Source organism: Desulfuromusa ferrireducens, from assembly GCF_055389805.1.
In genome coordinates this window covers 2,853,265-2,877,366 of record NZ_AP042415.1, presented here as the reverse complement: position 1 = coordinate 2,877,366, position 24,102 = coordinate 2,853,265, and the positions used below count along the sequence as shown (strand labels likewise).

Here is a 24,102-nt window from a genome sequence, read left to right as displayed (position 1 = left end):
GCAGACCACAGGGGCAAGAGATATACTCTAACCCTGAAATTACTGTTAGATACGACACGCGAATTAAACGACTATAACATTCCCCAGGGGACTCTGTCCAGAAAACTACGCTGCGAAATGATTGCCAGTTGTCGCCGTACCAGCTAACATAAGTCACTCCTTACCACCGACCCAAAGGATACTCAAATGATTAATAGAAATCGCATCTGCGCCGAATTTTCCAAACAGGCTGCCATCGACAGTCCCTCATATCAGGAAGCTGCCATTGCCAGCTACCTTGAGCAACGATTCCAGCAACTCGGTGCCGTGGTCGAGTTCGACGATGCCGGGCCAAAGATCGGCAGCCAGAGTGGTAATTTAATTGCTAGATTACCGGGCACCAAAGCAGGCGAACCGTTTTTACTCTCCTTACATATGGATACCGTCACCCCGGCCGAGAACGTTGAACCGGTTCTAAATAATGGTGTCTTTACCAGTGCCGGAGAAACTATTCTCGGCGCCGACGACAAGGCTGGAATTGTCGAGGCCATCGAAGCGATAGAGGTGCTACGCGAACAGCAGATCCCCCACGTTCCTTTGGAGATTGTCGTCACTGTCTGTGAGGAGCAGGGACTACTGGGAGCCAAACTGCTCGACTTCAGCCAATTGCATGCCAAGCAGGGAATCGCTCTCGACACGACAGGTGTCGATGTCGTTATCAATCGCGCTCCGGCGGCCAACCGCTTTAAAATTGATGTTTTCGGCCTGGAAGCTCATGCCGGGGTCTGCCCGGAACAAGGCATTTCAGCGATCGAAATTACCAGCAAAGCGATTGCCAGGCTCCCCCTCGGTCGCGTCGACCATGAAACCACCGCCAATATCGGCACCATCGAAGGTGGGTTGGCCTCAAACATTGTTGCTCGACACGTGACGCTACGCGGAGAGATCCGTAGCCACAACACAGACAAACTGCGCAAGCAGACCGAACTAATCATCAAAACCTTTGAAGAAGAAGTCGCCAAAGCGACGATTGAAATTGACGGTGAAACCAAGCAGGCCTCGCTGGCGCTTGAGCTAAATGAGGATTTCCCGATCATGCAGGTCGACGACAATGCACCGATCCTGCAAATCATTCGCGAGGCTGGCGATGCCCTCGACCGTCCCCAGGATATTCGTTCAGCTGGTGGTGGCTCCGATGCCAACATCTATAACGGCCAGGGAATCGACATGGTGATTCTGGCGACCGGCATGAATAAGGTCCACACCGTCAATGAGCAGGTCACTGTAGATGACATGGAAAAAGTCAGTGAGCTGCTGGTCGAAATTCTGCGCCGGGCTTAACGACCATGTCCGTCGCCAAGCATATTCAACAGATTCAGCCGCCACCGATCACCGAGGTCAAGGGCTGGCTTGCAGGGCGTACTTTTAGCGCCGAAATGCCGCTCATCGACCTCTGCCAGGCGATCCCCGACTATCCACCGCCGCTGGAGTTGATCGAACATTTAAAAAACAGCCTGGATGATCCGCAAAGTTTCAAATACAGTCCCGACGAAGGACTGCCAGAGGTGCGTAAAACTGTCTGCGACTGGTATCAACGACGCTATGCAACGGCCCCTTGCCCAGAGCAGCTCTGCCTGACGATCGGCGCAAGTCAAGCCTTTTGGCTGGCGATGAGCTGCCTTTGCACGCCGGGCGATGAAGTCATTGTCCAGCTGCCAGCCTACTTCGATCACCCGATGGGACTTCAGGCCCTCGGCATCAAGCCGGTCTTCGCGCCCTTCAAACCGGAACGTGCCGGGCTACCGGACACTGAGACGATAGCGGGACTGATCACCCCCCGAACGCGCGCAATTTTGCTGGTCACACCAAGCAATCCTACCGGTGCCGTGATTCCAGCGGAGCAGATCGATGCGCTGTTTTTATTGGCCCAAAGCAATAATATCGCCTTGGTGCTTGACGAAACCTACAACGCGTTCATAGAGGGCCCACCACATGCTCTTTTTGGCCGAAAAGACTGGCCGGATAATTTCATCCACATCGCCTCTTTCGGTAAAACCTTTTCTTTGACCGGCCTTCGTTGCGGAGCGCTGATTGCCGGCGCAGACTTCATTCAGCAGGCGTTGAAAATTCAAGACAGTATGGTCGTCTGCCAGCCACGTCCGGCACAAATTGCTCTTGAATATGGCTGTCGAAAACTGGACCACTGGGTTGCACAAAACACCCGGATGATGCTCGACCGGCACACTTTGTTCTGCTCTTCGTTTAACGCGACGTCCTCCCGCTTCGAACTGGTCGCCAGCGGCTCATTTTTCGCCTGGATTAAGCACCCCTGGCCAGAGCTGACCGGACGACAAGCTGCCCACCGCCTTATCGACCAGGCCAACCTGCTCTGTCTTCCCGGGGAAGCCTTCGGCCCAGCCCTGGAACCCTATCTGCGTCTCGCTTTTGGCAACATCAGTGAAAAGCTTATTCCTACCGCCGTAGAACGCTTCCTGCTCTGTGATTAAACAAAATACCCTATTTTGACCTGCGTCAACAAACTCCGCCAACAAAACCAGTAAGGTGTCATCAAAGCTTGTTCTTCATTTTAACTTTCTTACTCAATGCGTGACGGGAGTATCTATCATGAGCGGTTGTTCAAGTTGCGGATCCGATTCGGGACCATTTGCTGAAGGCAGAGAATTGGTGGAATTTGTCTATCAAGCACACGGCGGAGCGCTACGTCAGCGACCACTGCCTCAAGGTGGTTTACAAACCAACTGCCAAGGTTGTAAAGGTGAATTTATTCTCGCGACCTTTGTTGCCTGTTGTCCACATTGCGGTGGCGTGCATGCCGTTTCCCCTCCACGGGCAAACGATGCAGCAAATATTCAATTTGCTGGTAGCGACTTCAAATTTCCCAATTAGCGTAAAAAGACAAACGATGAAAACAGGCCGGGGCAGAGCAGCAAAAAGTCACGGCCTGCCTTCATTAGCACCGACAAAGAGTGATTAAGAAAAAGCCACCCGCTACGGGGCTGCGAACGACAAACAAAAAGATTGACCTGCTTACGCTCCTGTGGGAAATTCGGATCTCATTAATTTATAATTTTAATGCGCTAGCTTCCTAGAATCATTAAATGTAAATCTCAAATGAAAATCACAAGCGGTGAACCAGTTGCCAACTACCCCAAGCCACTACAGGCTCTTTAGCGATCCACACAAAAACAAAATGTGGCTGTCCGTTTTCAGGCCCCCCACTCTAGCTGCGTGCATTTTTCTTTTTTTCACCCTGTTATTCTTCCCGCAAACGGCCCTGTCTGCTCAACGAATTACTGTTCTCTTTCCCGAAATGACCAGTTCATACAAACACGTTTTCGAGTCGATACTGGCCGGTATTACCGCAGAGGAAAACGGGCCCATTCACAGTTACCCCCTAAGCAAAGACTATAAACTCAAAGACCTGCGCCGAGCACTTGAAAAGAATCAGACCGGTGGCATCATCACCCTCGGCAAACGGGGCTATTTAGCGGCAAGGGCACTCCAGAACGAAATACCAACGGTTGTTGGTGCACTGTCGATGGTTCCTGAAAAATCCCCAGGGATTAGCCTCTCTGCAGACCCAGAACTGCTCTTTTCCCGCCTTAAATCTCTGGTTCCAGAAAGTCAAAGAGTCTTCGTTGTCTACTCCACACAAACCAGCGGTTGGCTGATCCCTTATGCTGAGCAGGCGGCCCTTAAGTTTGGACTGCAATTAATGACTTTTCCAGCGAGCGACCTAAAGGAAGCAATGCATCACTACCGCAGCGTACTCAAAGTAGCACGGGGCAAAAAAGATGCTATCTGGCTCCCACTCGACAATATTTCGGCTAATAGCGATATTGTTCTGCCGATGCTGCTGCAAAACGCCTGGGATAAAAACCTGGTCATTTTTTCCAACAAACCGTCCCATGCACAACGCGGGGTTCTGTTTTCCATGTATCCGAACAATTTTGGCCTCGGACAAGAACTCTCGAAGCTGCTTACTCAATGCCTGGAAAGACAGGAGTCTCCACCGGTAAAACCATTAAAAAAATTACGTATGGCGGTCAACCTTCGTACTGCTGCACACCTGGACATTAATTTTAGCCCCGCCCAGCAGGAGAACTTTTCCCTGACCTTCCCGACTCGCTGACGCCACGGATAACTGACTTATATGAAGATTATCAATAAAATACTTCAACCATTTACCAGTTTCAGAGGGCGACTGCTGGGCATTGTTTCCTTTGGCATCATAACTCTTGCCCTAACGGCGTCATTGACGACGGCGTGGGTAACCGGAAATCAGGCGGCAGATCAAATGGTCGCACAGGGTTTAAAAATTGTCGAAACCTTAGCCGACCAAAGCATTCTCTCGCTGCTCTACGAGAGCCCCATCAATGCGGAAAAGCCGCTCGAAGCGATCATGAGCTTTCCGGACGTCATTCGTGCAGGCGTTTATCACACTAATATGCAAGCACTATTGATTAAGGGAAATGACCAACTGCAATTACCAATGTCTAGGAAAACTAAAAAAATCAAACAGCCAACGCTGATTGACGAGACCAGTCGTGCCTGGCATTTTGTTGCACCGATACAAGCCGGTCAGTCCGGCGAGCTTTTGCAAAGCGACGACCTTCAATTTCAACTCAGTACGGAAAAAAATGAATTTCTCGGTTATGCCTATGTAGTTATGGATAAATCGACCCTGCGTGATTTGCAAATCAATGTCACATTAAATAATCTGTTCATCGCCCTTTCCTTTGCTGTGATACTGACATGTCTGGTTAACTTTGGAATCGATCGGCTGTCCCGACCACTCTATACCCTGATCCGGGTTATGGAGCAGAATGAGCAAGAAAAAACCCGGGTCTATGCCGAGCTGTCCGGCCCGACGGAAATCACCAATATTGCCAAAGTCTTCAATCGAATGATGACCAACCTTGACGAGCGCGACCGCCGGCTTCGCGAACATCGGCAAAAATTGGAATCTGAGGTCGAAATTCGAACTCGAGAGCTCGTTGTCGCACGTGATGCCGCGCTGACCGCCAGTCGCCACAAAACAACATTTCTTGCCAACATGAGTCACGAATTACGCACCCCACTGCAAGCAATTATCGGCTACACCGATGTGGTCAGAGAAGACCTGGAGATGGAAGGAATGGCCGACAAATCCGAAGAACTAAACCGGGTCACTCGCAATGCCAACCGGCTACTTTCCTTAATCAACAATATTCTCGATATGACCAAAATAGAATCAGGGAAAATGGATCTGGACCTCCAGCTAGTTAATCTTGAGGATATTCTCAAAGAAGCGACCGATACCGTTCTGCCGATTTTACGACAAAATAACAATCAACTAAAAACAGACCTACACATAGAACAAAGCAATCTCATCATCGATCGGGAGAAGTTACTACAAATGATCCTCAACTTGCTCAGCAACGCGGGGAAGTTTACAAAAGATGGAACCATCACACTGGCTGCGCAATTACAATCCAGCCTGCTGGTTGTCCAGGTCATCGACACCGGGATCGGTCTAAGCGAAATACAGCAACAGATCATTTTTGAAGAATTCAGACAGGTTGACGGCAGCTCAACCCGAGATTTTGAGGGAACCGGCCTGGGGCTTGCGATCACCAAACGCTTTACCGAACAGATGGGTGGTTACATAGAGGTACATAGCGAAGCCGGCAAGGGATCAAACTTCAGCATCAAAATCCCTCTTCCAGTCAGAACCGAAGGGCAAGAGATACTGCACGGAGAAACTGAGTTGGACGAAAATCTTATCAGCAGCACAGAACAACCCACAAGCAGTAGATAACACATGTCAAAAAGCTAAGAACAAAGACCGTCTTGTGGGGGCAAGAAACAGCCGTTGAGCGGAGGTAGATCATGCTGAAAAAATTATCAAACTACTGGCATTTAAGCATACTGTTCATTGTTATGCTGAGCCCGATACATGCTCAGTCAAACAACGAAGTGCCAGAGTTTGACGAGATCGAAATGGAGGAACTCTACGGCGATGAAGAGTTTGTCAGCATTGCGACCGGCAGCAGTAAACCGGTTCACAAGGCGCCGGCAGCGGCGAGTGTCATTACGGCCAAAGAGATTGAGCGGATGGGCGCACGAACACTCGACGATGTGCTTGAAACGGTGCCGGGATTACACGTAATGCCTTCTGCGCTGAACCGGTTGACTCCAACCTATGCAATCCGTGGCATCAATTCTCAATTCAACCCGCAGGTGCTGATGTTGATGAATGGCATCCCGGTTACCTATGCCGTAAACAGCACCCGTCCCCATTTGTTACGCTTGCCTACTGCCAGCATCGCCCGGATAGAAATAATCCGCGGTCCGGGCTCTGCAGTATATGGAGCCGACGCTTACGCCGGCGTAATCAATATTATCACTAAAGATGCGGCCGATATTGCCGGAACCGAAGTCGGCGGCGTGGCTGGTTCGTTCGAAAGCAAGGACCTCTGGCTACAACATGGCGAGTCCTGGGGCGATTGGGATGTTGCCATTACTGCCGAATGGCAAAAAACCACCGGTGACAAAGACCGACGAATCAGCAGCGATAGACAGACACAGATTGATCCGATTTATTCCCTGGCACCAGGCTCCTTAAATACTCGCTATGAAGTTTTCGACGCACACGTGGAACTGGAAAGGGACGACTGGCTCTTACGTTTATGGCACTGGCAGCAATTCGATGATGGTCTCGGGGTCGGTGGAGCCCTAGCGCTCGACCCGGTTGGAGGTCAGGACGGGAATTACAGCCTTGCCGAACTGAATTATCACAACGATGATCTAGCGACGAACTGGGAGATTAACGCCAATCTGCACTACAGTTTCTATCAAATCGATAGCTATTTTATTTTAAGACCCCCACAAGCGACCCCTTTCACAGACGGCATCATCGGCAACCCGACAGCCAATCAACATGATATGGGGATTGACCTCGTCGCTGAGTATCGAGGCCCAGGGAGCCACCATTGGCGCATCGGCACTGGATTTCGTTATATAAATCTGGATACCGGCGAAATCAAAAATTTCCCCACGGGCGCCGTGCCCGGCGAATTAACCGATGTCAGCAATACATCCAATGTTTGGCTGGAAGATACCCAACGCAGACTCTGGTATCTGTCGTTACAAGATGAATGGCAATTTGCACCAGACTGGGAACTGACTGCCGGGGTACGCTTTGATGAATATTCCGATTTTGGCGGCACGATAAATCCACGTCTGGCCCTAGTCTGGGCAACTCGATATAATTTAACAACGAAATTACTCTATGGCCGAGCTTTTCGTGCCCCTTCTTTTTCTGAACTTGATTCCAGAACAGTCGTTTTCGGCAACGCTGACCTTGAACCTGAAACCATAGATACTCTTGAGTTGTCTTTCGATTATCGGCCAACGTTTAATCTCCACTCTAACCTGAATATCTTTTACTATCTGGCCGATGGTCTGATCGATAATATCAATAATGTCTACGCGACCAGGGATCAAAAAGGCTATGGCGCTGAGCTTGAGCTAAAATGGGACGCAACAGACACTCTAGATCTAAGCAGCAACTTTGCTTGGGTGAGAGCTGAGGACGCAAACAGCGGAAACCGAATCGCAGATGTTCCAACTTATCAACTATCCCTAAGTGCCGACTGGAAATTCTTCCCGGACTGGAACCTGCATCCACAGTTTAACTTGGTTGGCGGACGGAAGCGGGCAGCGACAGATTCCCGCTCTGAACTCGACGACTATGTTTTAGTCGATATGACCGTCAGTCACAAAGCACTTTGGAGGCACTGGGACTTCAGCCTTACGATTCGCAACCTGTTTGATCAGAACGCCAAAGAACCGAGCGATGGCGTAACAATAACCGACGATTACCCTCTGGAAGGACGCAGTCTCTGGGCGGCGATGAGTTATAAATTTTGAGTGGGCAAAGAAAACACCGTAAAGTCGAACGGCGAAACGATACATTTTCACAACGACCGGTGACGAAGATCTGGCAGGAGCTGTCAACAACCGATAATCCCTATAATGCTACGACCAGCCGCTGCCATGGTTACGACCATTTGGAACTACTCAAGAAGCGCAGTTTTACCGATGTATTATTTCTTCTTTTCAGAAGTGAGTTGCCATCTCCAGAGCAGGCAGAACTTTTAGAAAAACTGATGGTTTGCCTGATTAACCCAGGACCACGACATCCGGCGACTAAGGCAGCAATGATGGCTGGTGTCGGAAAATCCGACTCGGCACACATTTTACCTATAGCTTTGACAGTGTTGGCAGGAGAACGGCTAGGCGCATGTGAAGTTGAAAAATCGCTGCGCTTTTTACGCAAATCGCGTAAACACGCTCCAGAGTCGTTTGCACAACAGCTCATCGAAACGTCTCACCCCCCAAGTGAGGAAAATGATACTGATGAACAATTGACGCCAGGTTTTGGTTGCCGTTTTAGCGGGATGGATCTTCAGGCAAAGCAGTTCGCCGAACAACTCGCGCTGTTACCTGGCGCCGGAAAATGCCTTAGCTGGGGCCTGAATTTTGCCGCAACCCTTGAGTCAACTAACAAGAGTTGGCTGATGACCGGCGTGGCTGCTGCCACATTAGCCGATTTGGGTTTTCCACCACGGGCAGCAGCCGGCCTTTTTCAATTATTTAGCGGACCGGGGCTTCTGGCCCATGGTCTCGAAATGGCCAATAAACCTTTTACTGCTATGCCATTTCCTGACGATGAGGATTACATCATTGAAAAATGAGCTTAAACAAGAGTTCTGGGATGAGCAAAGAGGAGTTATCCGTAGCCGCAACGGTGGATGGATAGTCGGTCAGGGCGTATTCAGCCACGGCTATAACATGCTTGAAGAATTGGTCGGCAAAGTCTCATATCAACAGGTCTTGATTCTTAACGCAACCGGTCGATTGGTAGAGCGACGTCTGGCCGACTGGTTTGAAGCGCGACAGATTTGCATGAGCTGGCCTGACCCGCGAATCTGGTGTAACCATATTGGGGCACTGGCAGGGACTCTGCGCACATCGGTGACGGCTGCGACTGTTGCAGGAGTGCTAACTGCCGATTCTCGTGCGTTCGGCGGAAGCAAAACAGCCGTTGAGGGGATCGCCTTTATACGTAAAGCCCTGCAAGACTACAAAAGCGGCTCTACGGCCGAAGAGATTGTCGCTACGGAGTGCGCTCGTCACAGCGGAAAACCACACATCATGGGCTACGCCCGGCCGATTGCCAAGGGCGATGAGCGGATTGCCGTCATGGAAAAGGTTAGCGCTTCGCTAGGATTTAATACCGGTGAACATCTAGCGTTAGCCTATGAAATTGAAAACATCTTGCAGCGCGACTTTGATGAGGGAATGAACATCAATGGGTACGTTTCTGCTTTCCTCTCAGATCAAGGGTTATCCGGAAAAGAAGTCTATCGAATCAGCGCCACGCTTGTCGCTAGCGGCGTCACCGCCTGCTATATAGACACTATCGAGCGTCCGGTTGAAGCATTCCTTCCCATGCGTTGCGATGACATTGACTATCAAGGTCCAGCGCCCCGCCCGGTTCCAGAAAAATAGCACAGGGACTCATTTCACCAGGAGATAACAATTGGACTTAACAGGAAAAGTGGCGGTCATCACCGGTAGTGCTGGGGGGATCGGCAGGGGAATCGCAGAGCGCTTTGCAGCACATGGAGCACATGTCTATATCACCAGCCGCAACCTCGACAGAGCTAAAAACGTGGCAGAAGAGATAGCATCCAATGGCGGTCAGACCGGGTTCTGTTATTTCGAACTGGAGAATCAAACTTCTGGCGGTGAAATGATCGAGACGGTCTCTCAGCAATGCGGTCGACTGGATATTCTCGTGAACAATGCAATCAGTCATCCAACCCTGCCGCCTGCGCAATTACAGGATATTTGTTATGAAAAGCTTGAAGCAGGTATAGTTGCAAATCTCACGAATGTAATTTATTTAACTTCACAGGCACATAAGTATCTAAAAAAGTCTGGCGGCAATGTTATCAATATCGGCTCTGCGACAGTAACTCGGAACTTGCTGGGCATTCCCCTTTATACAATTCTTAAAGGCGCAATTTCCCAGATGACCAAAACTCTGGCGGCTGAATGGGCGGCCGATTCGATTCGCGTTAACCAGATCAACCCTGGGATGATTCAAACTGAGTCATATAAAAACAGTGGTGTTTCTGAAGACATTTTTGCTGAAAGAGTCAAAAAGTACCTCCAGCTACACCCCCTCGGCCGAGTTGGAGTTCCTAAAGATATTGGCGGTTTGACTGCCTTTCTGGCATCTGATGCTGCAGACTGGATTACTGGCGCTGAGATGGCTGTAGATGGAGGATTTTCCGTGCAAGGTTTGTCTCTGTCTTTAGGAGACAAGTAACTTTCCTCCCTTGTTCTAAAGTAAAAAACAAGAGTTCTCCTTTGCCCTTGGACAACTCTTGTTATTCATTATTACTTGGCGGCTAACCGTCCCAGCCTTACCGCCCTAAAGTCTTCATCCGCGAGGACATCGGCGGAACCTCCTCCGGGTCGATCTGTACATCGAGCAAAGTCGGACCTTTCCGCTGGCAGATTTCACTGAAATCAACCTCTGCTAATTCCTCTACTGTTCGAACGGTTTGCGCCTGCGCCCCCATCGCGCGGGCAACTTGAGCAAAATCAACCGGGGGTAGTTCAAAAGCAATCTCTTCCGCTCCGCCGAGCCGCTGACCGTGCTTGACCATACCGAGAGCACTATCGTTGAGAATCACAAATATCACTGGTAGTTTTTCGGCTACGGCAACGGTCAATTCCTGACCACTCATCAAAAAACTTCCATCACCAGTAATACAAACCGTCGGAGCACTGTCAGCGCCAAGCGCGCCGCCGACGCTGGCACCGATAGCCCAAGCCATTGCTCCGTAACCCATCGCGACACGGTACAAACCACTGCTATTTAAATGTAAATAGTGAGTCGCCCATGCCCAACTGTTGCCGGCATCAACATAAACCCGCGCGTTATCCGGCAGACGTCTGGACAGTTCTCGCATCAAACGCTGAGGCTTGATCGGAAAAGAATCAGAAAGACAGGCCGCCGGTTGATTCAAAGCGATCAGCGCAGATACATGACTACAGTCTGTTCGCGCTGTATTTCCCACAGCGGGAGATGTCCGCGGAGCCAAACATAGCGGTGCATTACTTTTTTGCTTGTTCAAACAACCGATCAAAGTAGAAAAAATTGCTTTCAAGTCACCACAGACATGCATACGTGCCAGCGGCGAGTGGGAAAAATGTTCCAATTCATCGTCAATATGTATCAACTTTCCATTTAACTCTTCATCCTCTTCAAAACCGCCGAAAATCATTTCTCCGAACCTGGTACCAACGGCCAGAATCAAATCATTCCGTTCATCGAGCAAAGCCTCCCGTGCGCTGTCATGACCGGCAAAACCCAGCACGCCACGATAAAGAAGATGCTGATGATTTACCCAACGTTTTCCGGAAGGACCGGTAATTATGGGTGTTTTGAGACGTTCAGCAAATGCCATAATTTCAGCAATCGCCTCACCACAGCCATCTCCTAGCAACAATACGATGCGCCTGGCTTGATCCAGTTCAGCTTGCAGGTCAGCGACAGCCGCGGCATCGGTCAATAGAGGTCTATTTAGTAAAGAGTCCGGCCGAATGGATGATTTAACTTTACGCATCCGCCGGGGAGCGGCAAGAACATCCATCGGAATGCTCAAATGAGCCGGGCCGGGGGAAGGGCCTTGAGTCGCAGCAATGGCCACTGCAAGCTTCCCTTCCAACTGCCCCCGATGAGAAACCAGGCTGCTGTAGCAGCTACAAGAGTTAAACATGGCAACCGTGTTGACTGCCGTACAGGAAGATTCCTGAAGAGTCTGCTTGCCAAACAGATGGAGAGCAGTTTGTGCGGTAATCACAAGCAAGGGAATATTGTCAACAAATGCGGAAGCCACCCCGGTAATCAGATTGGTGGCACCGGGACCGGTTGTCGAACAACAGACTCCCAACTTGCCTGTTTCCCGTGCATAACCATCAGCCATGAACGCCGCTCCGGTTTCATGCCTGGCAACAACAGGCCGCAATCCACCCCTTCGACTACTTCGCGCCATCGCATTGTAAAGTGGCTCAATCGCTCCCCCGGGCACGCCGAAGACATACTCAACACCGAGGGATTCGAGATGATCGACAAGCAGATCTGCAAGTGTATTCGGTATCGCCGGGCGAAGGTCTTCACCGGGTCGGTCATGTTTAATTGACATATGTAAGTTCACCAAATAACGACAATATTAACGCCCTAAAAATGCGTTGCCCACCATTAATTTAAAATATCCAATATAGGGCCAGGCTCCAGAAGGAGACACACAAATTAAAAATCGCAAACAACAGTTAAGATAAATTCTTACGGAGAAATAAAAAATCAAACGATAGAAACACTTGATCTACACATGGGGATAATATTTTCGACTGGGGTCGGCAGGCCAATAAAGTACCCCTGGGCATAATCGATCCCTAACCCGCTGACCAGATCCAAAAGCGTCTCATTTTCAACATATTCCGCAACGGTCAGCTTTCCTAACGCCTTGGCAACTTCACTAATCGCCCGAACAACAGCTTGATCTTCACGACTGTTCTCGAGTTGAACAATAAAACTGCCATCAACCTTTATACTTTCAGCAGGGAACTGCTTTAAATAACTGAAGGTGCTGAAACCAGTCCCAAAATCGTCCAAAGCGAAACTGCAACCAATTTTTCGCAATTGCTCAATCATTTTCTGCGTGGCCGTAACGTTTGTCATACTCGCGCTTTCGGTCAGTTCAAAAATAATCCGCTGTGGGTCGACCTGCTTTTCTTCCAAGAGTTCTTCCACCAAGGAAACCAATCTCTCATCTCTGAACGCCTGAGCAGAGAGATTAATAGCGACCTGGTGTAATTTTGGAAACTGACTGAGCAGATCAATCGCATGCTCGACGACCCAATGATCGAGCACAGCCATTTCTCCGGCATCTTCAAGCGCAGGAATAAACGATCCCGGCAATACAACCCCTTCATCAGGCAGAGTCATCCGAATCAAAGCTTCGTAATGTGCAATTTCCCCGCTGGCGATATGCAGAACGGGCTGAAATAAGAGTGACAGATGACCGTCCCGAATCGCCTTCCGAAAACGCCGGGCCCAATCAATACTGGCTCGCAAGTCAGCACTTTCCCGATCGGCGGGGTTGTAAAAATGCACCAAGTTCCGGCCCCGACGCTTGGCCACGTATAAAGCAGTATCCGCTTGCTTTAAGTAGGAGGCCGCATTCTCCTGCTTACCATCGATCTTGCAAACCCCAATACTGCAACTCAGTGATAACTGCTGACCAGCGAGACTATATTGGTAACCTTGCACTAGCTCACAAATAGCATCGGCCGTTGCCCGTGCCTGGCCATGCGCGCAATTGTTGATCAACACGGCAAATTCATCACCACCAATCCGACAAAGTACGTCAGATTTACGCAAGCGGGTTTTTAACAGGGAGGCGATATCGCGCAGCACAATATCGCCATGATTATGACCGAAAGTATCATTGATCACCTTAAAGTGATCCAAATCGATGTAGAGCAACGCATGGGAATCATTAACACGCGCCGCTGAAGCTGACATCTGTCGGATAATATTTTCGAAATAGTGTCTATTATTGACACCTGTCAAATTGTCATGCATCGCCAGGAATTCGAGCTCTTGCTGCACTTTTTTACGTTTGGAAATATCATCAAGGCAACCGAAGATGGTTAACTTGTCTTGTCCATATTTCAATGCATCCAACTTACAAGCCAACCAGACAACCTTCTTCTTGCTGGTTAACAGTTGCAGTTCAAATTCACACTGTTGCCGTTTACCCGAAACAAGAGCTCTGAAATGGCGTAAATAACGTGATTTTTGCAGACGGCCCTCTGTTGACAGGAAGGAGGTCAGAGGCATCCTCAAGGATTCTTCAATTGAGAAACCGGTTAAACGAGTCCAGGCTCGGCTGAGAAATTTAATGCAACCTTTTTCATCGAGTTCAAAAATAACCGTGCTCAGGTTATCGAGCAACCGCTGATGGTCTTCAGAGACCTTTCGATAAGCCTCAGTACGCTCCTGTAATGCGTCAAGACGAGCGGCGAACTGTGCATTACTGACCAGATAATCTTCCCGGCGGCTGGCCAGTTCACAGACCTGACGCAACTGATCAGCCCGAAATGGCTTACTAATAAAGTCAACCGCCCCTTTAGTCATCAACTCTTCAGCCAAATCCATGCTGCTATGAGCAGTCATGATCACAACGGGCTGTTGCGGCGCAATACGTAAAATCCGCTCAAGAATATCCGGGCCTGACATTCCCGGCAGCATAACATCCAGCAGGACCAAATCGTGTCGCCCTTCCAGCCAGGCCGCCAAGCCGGAAGGACCATCAGAAGCGACCTCAACAGAAAACTTATTACGCAGGATCCGCGCAACCAGTTCAGCAATATCCGAATGGTCATCAACAACCAACAATCGTGGCGACAAGAGACCGGTAATTGGCCCAACCAAGCAATTTTCCACCAATTGTGGAAGGTCTTCAAGATCATCGAACGAAAGAAGATGGTTAACGCCAAATTCCCGAGCGGTGATCTGAGTAATGCGCTCACACCAGCTCTTGGTGACTAAAATTATGGGAGTATTTTTTTCACAACGATAGATTCCAGAGCGGATGATCCGGGCAAGTCGCCACCCGTCGAGGTCACCGATGGAAATATCCATCACCACCAACTGAACCGCAACCGTTTGTAGAATCCCAACGGCAGCGAGACCGGAGTCAGCCTCGACAACGCCATAACCAGAAGCACACAGCCGCTCCCGAATAGCTCGTCGAAGCATAGCATCGGCATTGACAAGTAAAATTTCAATATTTGCTGGCATCATAAGCAGGTCCGGCAAAATCAAGAAAAAACAAAACAATTCAAAGCAGATATATAACTATAATTAAGATTTAATTTATTAACATATGAAATCAACCCTGGTCAATAAATGAAAGATATAGAGTGATATATTCAAAACATACAAACAAAAAAGCCAACAAAATAATAATGTTGGCTGGTATTTATTAACAGAAAACACAGAATTGTGGAATTTCTGACAACAACTACAGTCAGTCATCCTCTAATGTGGGGGATCTCCAGAACGAATCTGGTTCCGACATGACGTGTAGAATCGACGCTCAGACTGCCTCGATGATTTTCGGTCATAATGAAGTAGCAAATCGACAACCCAAGGCCGGTTCCCTCGCCAATTTTCTTCGTTGTATAAAAGGGCTCAAAAAGCCGCTTTTTCGTCATTTCATCCATCCCCGGGCCGTTATCTTCAATTTCAATTCTTGCCCGTTGATTTGAATATTTGGTGCGCAAGACAAAACGCGGGCGATAATTCAAGGTAACGGGAGAAGCACGAAAGGTCTGTAGCTTTTCCTCCATGGCATGCGCACCATTCATCAACAGATTAAAAATTACCTGCTGAATTTGAACGGGGTTACACTCGATAAGCGGAACTTTTTGTTCAAAATCACGCTGAATTTCTATCGATCGAAAATCGAACTGCTTCTCCAGACTAAAATTACCCGCCGCCAATTCTACCGTTTTATCGATCAGACCTGCCAAGTCGCACGACAACATTGAAGAATTATCACGACGGCTGAAACTGAGCATATTTTCGATCAATTGTGCTGCTCGTTTACCCGAATCCATAACGGCATCAAGCAAAGAATCAACTTCCCGCTGGCGTAAATAAACAGCCAGAGCATCCATATCTATCCCAGCAACTTTAGCCGCAGCACAATTAGCACTTGATTGCTCAGCCAAGCGATGACGCACGACCTGGATATTTTGCATGACTCCGGCCAGGGGGTTATTAACCTCATGGGCTAAACCCGCTGCCAGATGTCCCATGGAAACCATTTTTTCCGACTGCATAATCCTTTCTTCCAGCAAAACACGTTCGGTCACATCGTCGATCCGGATAACAGCACCAACAACGGAGGTCTCATAGAGGGGATAAATGGTAATATCGCAGTAACAGTCCTTCTCGCTCTGCTGATGCGCAATCTTGCTAAGCTTACGAACCTCTCCCCGCTGTAAAGATTCGTGCACCGCTTTTATTTCACTAAATGTCGGCCAGACATCCACTAACTTTTGACCTTGTGCCACGTCAGCAGAGATCTCGCTAATCATTTCAGCCTGTCGATTCCAAAGATTAACAACCCCTTCCAAATCAACACCGATCAATACTGAAGGCATTGAATCAACGATATTTTCGAGCAAATTACGCAATTGCTGCAAACTATCCATCCGCTCTACCACTTGGGCATTACTGACAAGATAGTCCTCACGGCGAGTCGCCAGTTCACAAACCCTTCGTAGTTCGTCGGCTCGAAATGGCTTGGTGACAAAATCGGCAGCGCCGGCCAGAAGAATTTTTTTCGCAACGTCCGTTGAACCATGAGCGGTCATCATGACAATCGGTTGACTGGAATCTATTTGCACAATCTGCGCGAGCACTGACTCCCCAGACAGACCAGGCAACATAATATCCAGCAACACTAAGTCATGGCGTCTCTCTTTCCAGGCAGCCAAACCAGAGGGACCATCGAATGCGATTTCTACTTCAAAGCGCGCTTGCAGAATCTTTTCAACCAGATGAGCATTGTCCTCGTGATCCTCGACAACCAGCACACTCCTCTTACCCAAACCTTTCGTTGGTGATTCGAGGCAGGCCAAAACCGTAGCAGGTAAAAGATGGCGATCTTCGAAAGCCAAAAGATGATTAATACCAAAATCCCGGGCGGTGATTTCAGTGATCCGCTCGCACCAAACGCGCGTCACAATGATAATCGGCAGAGTACGGCCGCCCTGACAGATGCCACAACGGATGAAACGAGCCAGTCTCCAGCTGTCGAACTCACCGATCGAAATTGCCGTTACGACCAGGTCGATAGCCACGGTCTGCAACACATCGACCGCCTCGAGACCGGATGACACTTGTATTACGTGTACATTTAAAGACTCAAGCAGCTGACACAACACGGCACGATCATCCTCAATCGAGTTGATCAACAGCAAATGAGAAACTCTCTCCATATTTAAACCCAGACAAGGAAATTGGAAATAGATTGAATTTTACTCTGCGACAAAATTTCATTCACGCATATATTAATCGCATTTTATTATTAGCAACACTTTTTATCTCATCACAAAACCGAGGTCAATCAAATAACCATCTAAAATGTTTGTATTTTCCAGACATTAAGAATGAAAAACAATAATAACAGCTAATATAGCTTTATCATTCTGTTTTGAAACTTTTCTTATCTTCGGAACGAAAGCTGTTAAAAACACTCAACCCGTGCAATAATTTTTTTATAAAAATCAGCGAGCCGACAAAGAAGATTTCCATGCGACCAACCGATGTCCCAATCACTCCCCTGTTGCCCAAGTTACTGCAAACCCTGGCCGAACAGGAGACTGTCATCTTACAGGCTCCACCCGGAGCCGGCAAAACCACCCGTGTTCCACTTGCACTACTGCAAGCAGAGTTTCTGGCCGGAAAAACAATTTTGATGCTTGAACCGCGGCGACTGGCAGCAAGTAACGCAGCGCGCTACATGGCAAAACAGCTTGCTGAGCCGGTTGGGAAAAGGGTTGGGTTTACCATCCGCTATCAGCGCAAAGTCTCTGCTGAAACCCGCATCGAGGTTGTCACTGAGGGGATACTGACTCGGCGCTTGCAACAGGATCCAGAGCTTAACGGGGTGGGTCTGGTTATTTTTGATGAGTTCCACGAACGCCACTTGCAGTCGGACTTGGCCCTGGCACTTTGTCTTGATGTCCAACAAGGCCTGCGCGATGACCTGAAACTGCTGATCATGTCAGCAACTCTCGACGGCGAACCACTGGCCAAACAACTACAGGCACCGCTACTGACCAGCGAAGGACGCAGCTATCCGGTCGCGACCCATTACCTACCCGGCCAGCAACATCGTTCAATTGTCGATTCTACCGTAACGGCTGTTCGCCGCTCACTTGCTGAAACCAAGGGCGACCTGCTGGTCTTCCTCCCCGGAGAAGGCGAAATCCGCCGCTGCCAGCAGCAACTCTCCGATCTCGCCGCGACAATTTCCCTTTGTCCCCTGTACGGCAACCTGCCCTTCGCCGAACAGGAGCGGGCGATCAAACCGGGCGCTATGCGAAAAATTGTACTGACGACCAACATTGCTGAAACCAGCCTGACGATTGAAGGGATCAGTGTCGTTATCGACAGCGGCTACTGTCGTCAGCCGCGCTTCGATTCCGGCAGCGGCTTAACCCGTTTGCAACTCAGCCAGATCTCACAAGCAAGCGCCGTACAACGGGCCGGTCGAGCTGGCCGTTTGGGCCCCGGCAGTTGTTACCGGCTCTGGAGCGAAGGGGCACACCAGGCTTTGTTGCCATTTACCCCGGCCGAAATCAGGACGGCTGATTTGGCACCATTGGTTCTCGATCTGCTCGGCTGGGGGATCAGTGACCCGACAACCCTTTTCTGGCTTGACCCACCCAGCCCCTCTGCCTGGCAATCAGGACTTGAACTCCTTGAGCTCCTCGGCGCCCTGCGTAATCAAAAACAGCTCAACAGCATCGGCCGAAAACTTGCAAAACTGCCGATCCATCCACGCCTCGGCCGGCTCCTGATTGCCGCCGAAGAAAATAATTTACTCGAGCTTGGCTGCGATCTGACCGCCCTGCTCTCGGAACGCGACCCCTGGTTCAAAAAGCAAGCGGCGCAGAGCAGCCAAAGCGATATCCTTGATCGCCTCGATTTTTTCCGGCAACAGACAAAATCAACTGAATGCGCATCCATAGCTCGTACCAGTCACTATTGGAGGCGTCATTTCGGCTTAGCACCCAGCAGCCCCGTGAGCAGCGCAACGGCCGAACAAGTTGCGCTACTGCTTGCCGCCGCCTACCCGGACCGCATCGGCAAAGTCCGACAGCCGGGCTCAAAGCGCTACCAGTTGTCATCCGGCCAAGGGGCTCAGCTCAGCCCAAAATCAGCCGTGCAAAATACTGATTTCCTGATTGCCGTTGACATGCGTGTCGACCGTGAAGTTGATGCAGAAATATGCCTTGCCAGCAGTATCAACAAAACCACCCTGGAAAAAATTTATCCTCACCTTCCGTGGGTATCCTTAAACTATTGGGATCACGATGAAGGACGCGTGATCGCATGCGAGCAACAGCGCCTCGGGGAACTGGTCATCAGTCAACGCCCCAGCAAGCTGCAAGCGGAGCAGGCTCACATTGCGATCCTCGCTGCCGTTCGCCGGGAAGGATTGCAACTGCTCAATTGGAGCGACAAAGTGCAGCGTTTTCGCGCACGGCTGAACTTACTACGACACAACCAGCAGCAACACAATTGGCCGGATTTTTCGGATAAAGCACTGCTACAATCGCTGGAAGAATGGCTACTGCCCTATCTCGGCACGGCCCGCAACCGTAACGACTTGTCTAAGATTGATCTGTTTACCGTTTTGCGCAGTCGCCTCGACTGGCAACAGTTACAACGATTGGACCAGCACGCCCCTGAACGTGTCAAAGTCCCCAGCGGTTCACAGATCAGCCTGCAATACCCGCCACAGGGGGCGCCTATTTTAGCGGTCAAGCTGCAGGAGATGTTCGGCCAAGTCGACACCCCGCGGATCGCCGCAGGACAAGTCCCTGTCATCATCCATTTATTGTCTCCAGCCGGCCGGCCCTTGCAGATCACCCAGGATCTGCAACACTTCTGGAAAGAAAGTTATCCGGAAGTGCAAAAAGAGATGAAAGGTCGCTACCCCAAGCATCCTTGGCCCGACGACCCGCTCAAAGCACTGCCGACCGCTAAAACCAAACGCAAACTTGCCCAACAGGAGAAATGACGATGAGCTACGAAAACTTGCTGCTGGAAATTCGTGACAATATTGCCCTGCTGACCATCAATCGCCCCAAGGCACTAAATTCACTCAACCCACAAACCCTCGACGAGCTTTCGCTGATGGTGGCAGAACTACAGGCCAACCCCGAGGTTAAAGTCATTATCCTGACCGGCAGCGGTGAAAAAGCCTTTGTTGCCGGCGGCGATATTGCCTTTATGCAACCACTCGCCCCCCTGCAAGCCCGTGCAGTAGCCCAGCAGGCCCAGCAACTCTTTAACGATATTGAGTACGGCGCTAAGGTGGTTATCGGTGCGATCAATGGCTATGCCCTCGGCGGCGGCTGCGAACTGGCAATGGCCTGCGACATCCGGATTGCCGCTGACAGCGCCAAACTCGGGCAACCGGAAATCAACCTCGGCATCATTCCCGGTTGGGCCGGAACCCAACGCCTGCCACGCTTGGTCGGCAAAGGCAAAGCCAAGCAAATGATGTTCACCGGCGATATGGTTTCCGCCGCAGAAGCAGAACGGATCGGCCTGGTGAATCAAGTTGTCACCAAAGAGCAGCTACTCGACACGGCCTGGCAGCTGGCAGAGAAAATTGCCAGTAAATCGCAAGTGGCAATCCAACTGATTAAAGAGGCCGTCGACAATGGCCTGGAAATGGAGAGCCAAAAAGCCTTCGCTTACGAAGCCGAACTTTTCGGCCTCTGTTTTTCAACCGAAGATCAAAAAGAAGGGATGGTGGCATTTCTGGAGAAACGCCAGGCGGTCTGGAAGGATAAGTAGATTTGATAAAATTGGGGTCAAGGCCGCTTGGATCTCCCCCAAACGCTACTTGCAAATGCCTTGATTCGCCGGGTATCAAACGACAAAGGTCCAGCGGGTAAATTAAGCGTGGGGGTGCCGGTTGGCAGCATAATCATAGGGTGTATCAACTTTCCCTAGAGATAATAGGTGCCCGGTTTAAGATGCTATTTGAGGCAGTGGGAATAGTAATTTGATGGAAAGGGAAACCACACCAGAAATCCCATACATTTGAAGGGGCAAATCTGTTAAATTGATCAATATTTCCTTTTCAAAAATAAAATCCTGCTATTTGATAAACCGAAACGTTACTTATATATATTTTAGTTCCGAGTTGAATCTTTAAAATCTTCTTTGCGCAAGCCATGCCTCTTCATCAGTTTATGCAGTTGCCGAGTCGTAATCCCTGCTCGCTCTGCCGCTGGGGCGATCCGTCCTTGCGTCAGTGTCAGCAATTGCTTGAGGTAGATTACTTCACCTTCTCTTGCCCAAGTCGAGCGGACTTCAGCCAGGGGACGATCCAGATCGACAACGCTTTGTGTTGCTGTGGTTGGGCTGTCAAACAATTCCTGCGGGAAGCTGTCTGGTGTCAGGACATCGCTCGCTTCCAAAACAAATGCTCGTTCGATCAGATTTTCTAGCTCACGAATATTCCCAGGCCAGTCGTAGTTGCAAAAAGCATCCAGTACCGTCGCATGAATACCGATAATTTCTTTTACGTAGGTTCGTGACAGTTGACTGATAAACAGGTTGGTTAAGTGCGGGATATCCTCTTTGCGCTCCCGCAATGGAGGCAATTCCAAGGGGAAAACGTTCAGGCGGTAGTAGAGGTCAGAGCGGAACAGGCCTTGTGCGCATAGCTCTTTCAGGTCAACATTGGTTGCGGCAATAATGCGAGTATTGCTTTCTATCTGTTGCTCACCTCCCAGGCGGTAAAATGTTCGCTCTTGCAGTATTTCTAAAAGCTTGATCTGTGCAGAGTGTGAAATTGTGCCGACTTCATCGAGGAAAATCGTTCCACCCTCTGCAATCTCAAACTTCCCCAGCTTCCGTTGACTGGCACCACTAAAGGCTCCCCGCTCGTGCCCGAACAGATCGCTCTCAAGCAGGGTGTCTGGGATGGCTCCACAATGAACCGAAATAAATTGATTATCGCGACGACTGCTGTGCAAGTGGATTAAGCGAGCCAGGATTCCTTTTCCTGTCCCCGTTTCACCGGAGAGCATTACCGTCGAACGTGTTGGCGCGACCGACTGGACCTTGCGAAAAACCGCCTGCATCGCCGGAGAGTCGGAGCGAACCTCGTCCATCGTTTCGGTCTGCCAGGATTCGTCTCGAAGAAAATTTAACTCCAACTCAAGCTTGACCGTTTCATCAACACTTTCGATCGCCAGCTTGATTTCATCGACAGCAACAGGAAATGTTACATAGTCACGGGCCCCATCTTTGATAGCGAGTAAAACCTGCCTGAATTGATCCTGTGTCGCCATGACAATAATCTGCAAGGCGGGAGCGATATCCAGCAGCTCTTTGATTCGCTTTCTGAAGTCTTCTCCAGCCAAACGCAAATCGAGAAAAACAAAATCATAACGGTACAAAACCACTGCCTCGACAATAGAGTCCCAATTTGTCAGGTGATCAAAACGCTCCAACGGATCAAACGCCGCAGCTAGTGTGGCGACTCCGTCTTTGTCCTTGCTGCCAGCTAAAATTGTGCTCATATATCTCTCTTTTATCTCAATGGACCAACAAGAAGAACTTTAAGTTCCCACCCTACATCAAAAGAACAAATTGTTCCGATATTAAATCCAATCAAATGGGCTTTGTGACGATTCCCTCGTATCCACCATTAAAAACAAGAACTATTAGTTCCTTAAGCTTGATCGAGAAGCCTGCCCAATAAATATTTATTCTGTAGTTTCGGGTAGTTACAGATTGGCACTTAAATTGTAATAAGACCCAAACAGATCAGATGAGGAAATTATGATTCATTTATGCTTGCCCGGCCTTCTGTTGGCGGGCGACTTCGACCCAGCAGGAGATTGCGTTTCGCTTCAACTATGCACCAGAGAGGAAAGGGTTTATCCCTTCACTGATGGTACTCAAAACCAGGACCTTGAAGCCTGTCTGAGTCAAACCGTACATATTATTGGTGAGCTACTCATTGTCGAGGGGAAACAACGGTTTATGGCGCTTTCTGTGAAATTGCAGGTCGCTTAAAACGATTGATACTGGCCTTTAAAAAACCACTATTTAAACTGAGAAAATATGAAGCTTTGTTTTTTGATGCACAACGTACAACAACATATTTATCGAGCAACCAGACCCACAAACATCGTGTGCGCAGGGATGAAATGACATCGGCCACATTCAATCCAGCAATTGTTGCATTAGTTAAGAGCCTGGCTCTAAAGCGGAAAACAGTTTTCGGAATAAAACCGCGCAAAATGAAAATTTAAGAATATTGCCACCGTTAATACATTTGAAATACACGGCAGGAACAACAACAGACATCGCATAGGAAACATTATGTACTACGACATTATTGGCACGCTAGGTGTGTTCGCTTATTTGCTCTCATATTATCTATTACAGTCTGGAAAAATTGAGGTTGAAAAGGGCTACATATACAGCCTTCTAAATATCCTTGGAGCAACTTTTGTTCTCATCTCTTTGACTAACACTTTCAACTTGCCATCTCTTGTGTCACAGATGGGTTGGATATTGATTAGCTGTTACGGGCTTTTACGATCAAAGGACACCCCAAAACCCCTTAAGGGCGAAGATCCTCGATCCAGTATAATTTATAACCCTAAAGTTCCCGGGCAAATTGACCAAGTTTATGTTGACGGTCGGCTGGCTTGGTCTCGTGCTCAGCGGTAAAAATGCCAATAAGGTCAATGTATCGAACTAGCTTCTCTAGGCGAAAGGACAGTTAGTCGGCGACAATTCCAAAGCTAATAAGGTGTGAAGGCTTGACGTCTCATATCTAGGGAGAAAAAGTCGCCATAATCGGATTTGGTACTTTCAGTCTGTCACAACGTGCAGCTAGAATTGACAAAAATCCTCAAACAGGTGAAGCGATTGCCATACCGGCTTCAAACGCAGAAAAATTTAAAGCGGGCCAACAGCTCAAGGATGCCGTTAACTAATCGCCACAGAAATATGCATTTTAAAAAGGCCCACCTGAAAGTCAGGTTGGGCCTTTTTTTATAATCCGCGACTTCCAGTAATCCCTCGATCAGTCCGACGCTCTGCCCCATAAAACAATCCAGGAAAACTTCCGAGACAGTTTTCGGCGGTCAGCGTTTTTGGCTGAAACCAGACCCGTCTCCGTGTCCGGG

Annotated in this window: 16 protein-coding genes and 1 pseudogene; 13 read left to right on the top strand and 4 right to left on the bottom strand. The window is 49.2% G+C overall.

Annotated elements, in window-relative coordinates:
* Positions 1–186 precede the first annotated feature (186 nt).
* The 9 genes from ACZ5PT_RS12905 (at position 187) to ACZ5PT_RS12865 (ending at position 10,384) form a co-directional block, all read left to right on the top strand.
* A complete protein-coding gene (locus ACZ5PT_RS12905; RefSeq protein WP_464263444.1) occupies positions 187–1,320 on the top strand; it encodes a M20/M25/M40 family metallo-hydrolase in 1,134 nt (377 codons plus the stop codon).
* A gap of 5 nt (positions 1,321–1,325) precedes the next feature.
* Positions 1,326–2,486 (top strand): aminotransferase, encoded by a 1,161-nt coding sequence (locus tag ACZ5PT_RS12900; RefSeq protein WP_464263443.1) that lies wholly within the window; start codon positions 1,326–1,328, stop codon positions 2,484–2,486.
* Between the two features lie 118 nt (positions 2,487–2,604).
* Entirely contained in the window at positions 2,605–2,886 is a 282-nt protein-coding gene (locus tag ACZ5PT_RS12895) for a hypothetical protein (protein WP_464263442.1), read from the top strand.
* Between the two features lie 241 nt (positions 2,887–3,127).
* Entirely contained in the window at positions 3,128–4,132 is a 1,005-nt protein-coding gene (locus ACZ5PT_RS12890) for an ABC transporter substrate binding protein (protein ID WP_464263441.1), read from the top strand.
* A gap of 21 nt (positions 4,133–4,153) precedes the next feature.
* Positions 4,154–5,800 carry a sensor histidine kinase gene (locus tag ACZ5PT_RS12885; RefSeq protein WP_464263440.1) on the top strand — a complete coding sequence of 549 codons (1,647 nt, stop codon included), beginning with the start codon at positions 4,154–4,156 and terminating at the stop codon, positions 5,798–5,800.
* Between the two features lie 71 nt (positions 5,801–5,871).
* The gene (locus tag ACZ5PT_RS12880; RefSeq protein ID WP_464263439.1) at positions 5,872–7,914 is read left to right on the top strand and encodes a TonB-dependent receptor plug domain-containing protein; all 2,043 of its coding nucleotides are present in this window, start codon (positions 5,872–5,874) and stop codon (positions 7,912–7,914) included.
* A complete protein-coding gene (locus ACZ5PT_RS12875; RefSeq protein WP_464263438.1) occupies positions 7,911–8,741 on the top strand; it encodes a citrate synthase family protein in 831 nt (276 codons plus the stop codon). The genes ACZ5PT_RS12880 and ACZ5PT_RS12875 overlap by 4 nt, the downstream gene beginning before the upstream one ends.
* Complete coding sequence (locus ACZ5PT_RS12870; protein ID WP_464263437.1) at positions 8,731–9,558, top strand: hypothetical protein; 828 nt, start codon at positions 8,731–8,733, stop codon at positions 9,556–9,558. Before ACZ5PT_RS12875 ends, ACZ5PT_RS12870 begins: the two co-directional genes overlap by 11 nt.
* Before the next feature lie 31 nt (positions 9,559–9,589).
* Positions 9,590–10,384: an SDR family NAD(P)-dependent oxidoreductase gene (locus tag ACZ5PT_RS12865; RefSeq protein ID WP_464263436.1), complete on the top strand. Its 795-nt coding sequence runs from the start codon at positions 9,590–9,592 to the stop codon at positions 10,382–10,384.
* Between the two features lie 97 nt (positions 10,385–10,481).
* Here ACZ5PT_RS12865 and ACZ5PT_RS12860 read toward each other — a convergent pair whose 3' ends face one another.
* The 3 genes from ACZ5PT_RS12860 to ACZ5PT_RS12850 all read right to left on the bottom strand — a co-directional run bounded on the left by ACZ5PT_RS12860 (position 10,482) and on the right by ACZ5PT_RS12850 (position 17,142).
* On the bottom strand, positions 10,482–12,269 hold the full coding sequence (locus ACZ5PT_RS12860; RefSeq protein ID WP_464263435.1) for a thiamine pyrophosphate-binding protein: 1,788 nt from the start codon (positions 12,267–12,269) through the stop codon (positions 10,482–10,484).
* A gap of 158 nt (positions 12,270–12,427) precedes the next feature.
* Positions 12,428–14,935: a GGDEF/EAL domain-containing response regulator gene (locus ACZ5PT_RS12855; RefSeq protein ID WP_464263434.1), complete on the bottom strand. Its 2,508-nt coding sequence runs from the start codon at positions 14,933–14,935 to the stop codon at positions 12,428–12,430.
* Between the two features lie 230 nt (positions 14,936–15,165).
* Positions 15,166–17,142, bottom strand: coding sequence for a response regulator (locus tag ACZ5PT_RS12850; protein ID WP_464263433.1), 1,977 nt, complete (start codon positions 17,140–17,142; stop codon positions 15,166–15,168).
* Positions 17,143–17,456: 314 nt separating this feature from the next.
* Here ACZ5PT_RS12850 and hrpB point away from each other — a divergent pair, with 314 nt between their 5' ends.
* The gene (gene hrpB / locus ACZ5PT_RS12845; protein ID WP_464263432.1) at positions 17,457–19,955 is read left to right on the top strand and encodes an ATP-dependent helicase HrpB; all 2,499 of its coding nucleotides are present in this window, start codon (positions 17,457–17,459) and stop codon (positions 19,953–19,955) included.
* A 2-nt stretch (positions 19,956–19,957) separates the two neighbouring features.
* Positions 19,958–20,740 (top strand): enoyl-CoA hydratase-related protein, encoded by a 783-nt coding sequence (locus ACZ5PT_RS12840; protein WP_464263431.1) that lies wholly within the window; start codon positions 19,958–19,960, stop codon positions 20,738–20,740.
* A 341-nt stretch (positions 20,741–21,081) separates the two neighbouring features.
* Here ACZ5PT_RS12840 and ACZ5PT_RS12835 read toward each other — a convergent pair whose 3' ends face one another.
* Entirely contained in the window at positions 21,082–22,479 is a 1,398-nt protein-coding gene (locus ACZ5PT_RS12835) for a sigma-54 interaction domain-containing protein (RefSeq protein ID WP_464263430.1), read from the bottom strand.
* A gap of 808 nt (positions 22,480–23,287) precedes the next feature.
* Here ACZ5PT_RS12835 and ACZ5PT_RS12830 point away from each other — a divergent pair.
* On the top strand, positions 23,288–23,641 hold the full coding sequence (locus tag ACZ5PT_RS12830; protein WP_464263429.1) for a CBU_0592 family membrane protein: 354 nt from the start codon (positions 23,288–23,290) through the stop codon (positions 23,639–23,641).
* 110 nt (positions 23,642–23,751) lie between these two features.
* Positions 23,752–23,910, top strand: a pseudogene (locus ACZ5PT_RS12825) (HU family DNA-binding protein); the annotation flags it as partial.
* Positions 23,911–24,102 lie beyond the last annotated feature (192 nt).

Bases quoted from the DNA above. Each gene is read 5' to 3' on its own strand.
- ACZ5PT_RS12905 (WP_464263444.1), top strand. From the start codon at position 187: ATGATTAATAGAAATCGCATCTGCGCCGAATTTTCCAAACAGGCTGCC.
- ACZ5PT_RS12900 (WP_464263443.1), top strand. From the start codon at position 1,326: ATGTCCGTCGCCAAGCATATTCAACAGATTCAGCCGCCACCGATCACC.
- ACZ5PT_RS12895 (WP_464263442.1), top strand. From the start codon at position 2,605: ATGAGCGGTTGTTCAAGTTGCGGATCCGATTCGGGACCATTTGCTGAA.
- ACZ5PT_RS12885 (WP_464263440.1), top strand. From the start codon at position 4,154: ATGAAGATTATCAATAAAATACTTCAACCATTTACCAGTTTCAGAGGG.
- ACZ5PT_RS12880 (WP_464263439.1), top strand. From the start codon at position 5,872: ATGCTGAAAAAATTATCAAACTACTGGCATTTAAGCATACTGTTCATT.
- ACZ5PT_RS12860 (WP_464263435.1), bottom strand. From the start codon at position 12,269: ATGTCAATTAAACATGACCGACCCGGTGAAGACCTTCGCCCGGCGATA.
- ACZ5PT_RS12855 (WP_464263434.1), bottom strand. From the start codon at position 14,935: ATGATGCCAGCAAATATTGAAATTTTACTTGTCAATGCCGATGCTATG.
- ACZ5PT_RS12850 (WP_464263433.1), bottom strand. From the start codon at position 17,142: ATGGAGAGAGTTTCTCATTTGCTGTTGATCAACTCGATTGAGGATGAT.
- hrpB (WP_464263432.1), top strand. From the start codon at position 17,457: ATGCGACCAACCGATGTCCCAATCACTCCCCTGTTGCCCAAGTTACTG.
- ACZ5PT_RS12840 (WP_464263431.1), top strand. From the start codon at position 19,958: ATGAGCTACGAAAACTTGCTGCTGGAAATTCGTGACAATATTGCCCTG.
- ACZ5PT_RS12835 (WP_464263430.1), bottom strand. From the start codon at position 22,479: ATGAGCACAATTTTAGCTGGCAGCAAGGACAAAGACGGAGTCGCCACA.
- ACZ5PT_RS12830 (WP_464263429.1), top strand. From the start codon at position 23,288: ATGTACTACGACATTATTGGCACGCTAGGTGTGTTCGCTTATTTGCTC.